Source organism: Azospirillum sp. TSH20, assembly GCF_003115935.1.
Classification (GTDB): domain Bacteria; phylum Pseudomonadota; class Alphaproteobacteria; order Azospirillales; family Azospirillaceae; genus Azospirillum.
In genome coordinates this window covers 1-4,304 of sequence record NZ_LGQU01000164.1, presented here as the reverse complement: position 1 = coordinate 4,304, position 4,304 = coordinate 1, and the positions used below count along the sequence as shown (strand labels likewise).

The 4,304-nt window shown below is 65.8% G+C and carries 3 protein-coding genes; 2 read left to right on the top strand and 1 reads right to left on the bottom strand.

Features of this window, described 5'->3' with window-relative positions; translation table 11 throughout:
* Nucleotides 1-164: 164 nt before the first annotated feature.
* Complete coding sequence (locus TSH20_RS32570; protein WP_085082696.1) at nt 165-1,679, bottom strand: radical SAM protein; 1,515 nt, start codon at nt 1,677-1,679, stop codon at nt 165-167.
* A 382-nt stretch (nt 1,680-2,061) separates the two neighbouring features.
* Here TSH20_RS32570 and TSH20_RS32565 point away from each other — a divergent pair, with 382 nt between their 5' ends.
* A complete protein-coding gene (locus TSH20_RS32565; protein ID WP_085082694.1) occupies nt 2,062-2,451 on the top strand; it encodes a DUF4280 domain-containing protein in 390 nt (129 codons plus the stop codon).
* Nucleotides 2,452-3,033: 582 nt separating this feature from the next.
* On the top strand, nt 3,034-4,304 hold a 1,271-nt coding region (locus tag TSH20_RS32560), incomplete at its 3' end, for a hypothetical protein (RefSeq protein ID WP_109493021.1).

Sequence of the window (4,304 nt, the reverse complement as noted above, 5' to 3'; positions counted from 1 at the left end):
TGGAAAGCTACCTCGCCTCCACCAGCCTGCCGGTGCCGGTGGTGATCGGCTGCATCTTCGTCGTCTGCGTCCTGCTCTTCCGCCGCGGAATCGTCGGCGAACTGATGGCACGGGTACGGAAATGACCCGCTCGGCCGTGGCAACGCCCGGTCCCGGAGGCGCGATCACCCGGCGGCGGTGCTCCCGGCGGTGGCGCCGAGCATGTGCCGGATCTGTGCATAGCGACCCAGCGCTCCCATCACCTCCATCTGGGCGTCGGGTCTGAAGCGGGCGGCGGTCATGGCGTCGAGGATCATCTGCTTTTCGGCGGGGCCGAAGCCGGACAACCGCTTCAGCACGCTGCGCAGCAGCGGCGACAGCGGGATCGGTTGCGGTGCCTGCGCGGGACGGTTTGCTCCGCCGTAAGCGTCCAGGAATTTCGCGATCCGGCGGCCGTAGGCGGCCGGGCTGTAGATGTCGGCGCACAGCCGCGCCAGCCCGTCGAGCAGGTCGCGCCGGCTCATCCGCGCCGGGTGGATGTTGGTGGTGAAGGGGTTGGCCGCACTCTGCGCGTCGTCGCCGGCCAGCCGCCCCTCGGCGGCGAGCCTGTCGTGGAGCGGGGTGCCCGGCGGCGCCACAAGCGCGCCCACCGACAGCACCGGCACCGGGCAATCCTCAATGAAGCCGGCCAGCCGGTCGAAGATGTCGGGCCCGTCGGCGTCGAAGCCGACGATGATGCCGCCGGACACCGCGATGCCGTGCGACAGGATGGTGGACAGCGCGTCAGAGGTCGACTGGTAGAGGTTCTGCAGCTTGCCGGACTGGCGCAGGCTGTCCTCGTTGATCGTCTCGATGCCGATGAAGACATTGTCCAGCCCGGCCGCCTTGCAGGCCGCCATCAGATCGGCGTCGCGGGCGAGGTCGATCGACACCTGGGTCATGAAGCGCATCGGCGCATCGGCATGCGCCTCGTTCCACCGCCGCAAGGCCGTCAGCATGTCGTGCGCGCGGCTGCGGTAGACGGTGAAGTTGTCGTCGGCCAGGAAGACGCTGCGGTAGCCGTGGCGGTGCAGGACGTCCAGTTCGGCGATCACCTGATCGGGATCCTTGTGGCGCTGCTTGCGGCCGAGATATTGGATCACATCGCAGAAATCGCACTGGAAGGGACAGCCGCGGGAGGTCTGGATCGCCCCCATGTTGGCGCTCTCGTTGGGATAGAGGTCCCAGCGCGGCAGCGGAGAGCGCCGAAGGTCGGGCCGCGTCCCCTCGTAGCGGTCGCGCGGCCGGCCGGCGGCCAGATCGGCGAACAGATCCGCCGCGATGTCCTCGATCTCGCCGGTGACCAGCACGTCGGCGTGGGGGCGCACATCCTCCGGGCTGAGCGAGGCGTAGGAGCCGCCGATCACCACCCGCCGCCCCATCGCGCGGTAGCGGTCGGCCAGCTGCAGCATGCGGTTGCGCTGGGACGACTTGCCGGTGATCGCGACGATGTCGGCGTCCTCGGTGGCGGGGCGGTCCGGCAGCGGCGTGATCGCCTCGTCGGTCAGGCGGATGTCCCAGTCCGGCGGCACGAAGGCGGCCAGGGTTGTGGTCGACAGGTCTGCCACCGAGCTGCGCCCGCCAAGTCCCCAGGCCGCGAAGAAATCGGCCGTGTGGTAGCCGGGGAAATCCGCCGCCGGGTTGATGATGTGAATGCGCACCAGCGCTCGCTCCTGTCCGGCCTGAACCTGCTTCGTCTGTTGGATAAGGAGCTGAACAATCACCGGCAGGCAAGGCTTTGCTGTGCCGCCCGGTTTGTCCGGAGGCCGCGAATGCACCGTATTGGGGCCGACGGCGGGGCGGCGTGGAGCATGTTGACTCCCGCGCATCGGCAGGCTTATTCAAATCCGTAAGGAATTCGGCATGGATTGTTATCGATGGCCGCAACAGGGACGGTGTCGATCCCAAGAAACGATCCGATGCGGAAAATGCTGTACGATTTGAGTGAAGACCATGGGCATTCTGGCAAATCGCAATATGCCCCGGTATGATTTGAGTCGATGCAGTCATGCCGACAGCGGTGATTTGGAAGGATAAGCACGCATGCCGATGCAGGTGGTGAACGGCGCGACGCTTCAATGCAGCTTCGGGATGGCCCCGTCGACCTTCGTTGTGCTTCCCGTCCATGGCGTCATGGACGGCAACCAGCCGGCGGCGAACATCACGGACCACAAGCCGATGGTCAACATCATGCCGTTCGGTATGTGCACCAGCCTCGCCAACCCGACGGTGGCTTCGGCGACGGCGGCGGCGATGGGCGTGCTGACGCCGATGCCCTGCATTCCCGCCACCCTGACGCCCTGGGTGCCGGGCGCGCCGACGGTGATGCTGGACCATATGCCGGCGCTGGACAACGTGTCGAAGTGCTTGTGCAACTGGGGCGGCGTGGTGTCGGTGATCAATCCGGGGCAGACGACGACCGTCATTCCTTGAAACGGACGGCCGTGATGCGGATGGCCTGAGACGGACGGCGTCGGTCTTCGCCGCACCGGTACAGCCGCGTCACCATCCGCGCCGCGGGCTGGAAACCGGCTTCGCAGTTTCGGACTTTGGGCATCCTGAACGGATCAGTGGCGTCGATGGTCGGATTCCGACCGTGAACCAAGACACATGTGAAGGGCAGGGGTGTGACGGCAATTGCGGTGATGCATTGCCGCTGCGCTCCATCGCACCACCTATGCCCGCCGGTGTCCTCGCAGGAGGTTGGCAACCGGCTGAGCAAACATGCGCATCTGACTGTGTATATCTGAACATATTCAATTTTTCGCGCCCATTGATATCCAGCAATACCCATGGCGTGTATTTGTGTTTTCATTAATCCATTTTCGTGATATGGAAGATGATGAAAATGGAGCAGGCACGCTGAAGCAGCAGCCGGACATATCCGGCCGTAATGCAATGTATATCCGTGTAAATTTTGCGTGATGGGGGCGGGTAAGCCGATCCATAGGCGTCCGCATGTCTTCAAAATTCAGATTTCATCCAGTGTTATCATGACGAAGCGGGGGAAGCGCGATGGCATATTTGACTGGGCCGCGGCTGAATTTCACCGGCAAGTTCATCGCCGACGTTTCGACCGTCAACAACTTTCCGTCCAACTATGACGGGACGAACTATACGGCGGCCGATTATGCGAACTGGGACATCGGCTATTGGAATCCCTACGGCACCGGTGTCTGGCGTCTGACCGACTGCGCGGTGACCGGTGCCGTGCGCGGCGACGGCAGCACCGTGTCCGGCGACCCCGTGCTGTCGATGACCCTGGCCGATGCCGACGACCAGCCGCCGGCCAAGATGGTCGATCTGGACAGCGAGCAGCAGATGGTCTCGGCCATCTGGGGTCTCGTCGTCCGGTTGGTCGGCGGTGACGGGCAGGCCGCGCTGCGCAGCAACTTTGCCGTTGCGTCCTTCACCGACCTGTGGAAGCGCAGCCTGACGCCGGGGTCGCTGCCGCAGCACAAGCTGCATCCCGCCTGCATGTACGGCGCCGCCTGGCAGTCGGTTCTGTCCGATCTCGCCTGGGGCGACGTCGCGGCATCGCCCTTCCTGCAGGAATTGCAGGCCGCTGCCGGGCCGGGTGGGCTGCTGTCGATCAAGTTCAATGTGGTGGGCTACAACGCCGGCTATTGGATCGGCGACGACGGCACCCGCTATCCGCCGCTGCCCGACTTCACCATGGGCCTGATCACCGGCAGCATCGGCGTCGCCCGCGCGGACGAGCCGCGCTTCTTCACGCTGGGCCGCAAGCTGCAGCCGAGCCAGAAGCAGAGCCAGTCGGCCCCGACCCTGTTCTATTACGCCACCGCGGTGGTGGACGAGGCGCGCAAGGCGCTGGCCATCGACCTCGGCAACTCCATCCCCTTCAAGGAATGGCGCGGCGACATCGTCGGCGAGACGCTGCAGGTCGGCTATCTCGATGCGGTGCAGGGCTTCCAGCCGCTGGGCGAAGTGACCCCCGACAACGGCTGGTACCGGCGCACCGCCGGCATCGCCGACATCACCCTGACCGATGCGCAGCTGTCGGCCGTTGCCGCGAACCCGCTGGCCGTGCGCAAGGCCGGCGCCGACACGTTGCTGGGGCAGGAGCCGGCCGACGGCAAGGCCCTGCGCGCCGACGAGTTCGTCTTCCGCATGGCTCCCGGCGACAGCGCCGAGACCACGGTGTGGGCGACCGTCTTCGGCAAGCCGCTGGCCGATGCCGAGGTCGCGCTGGCCTTCGACAACAGCTCGCTCGGCGGCGAGGGCGACCCGCCGGTCGGCGTGCCGGCGGGGGGGCTGGGCTTCCC

Bases quoted from the DNA above. Each gene is read 5' to 3' on its own strand.
- TSH20_RS32565 (WP_085082694.1), top strand. From the start codon at position 2,062: ATGCCGATGCAGGTGGTGAACGGCGCGACGCTTCAATGCAGCTTCGGG.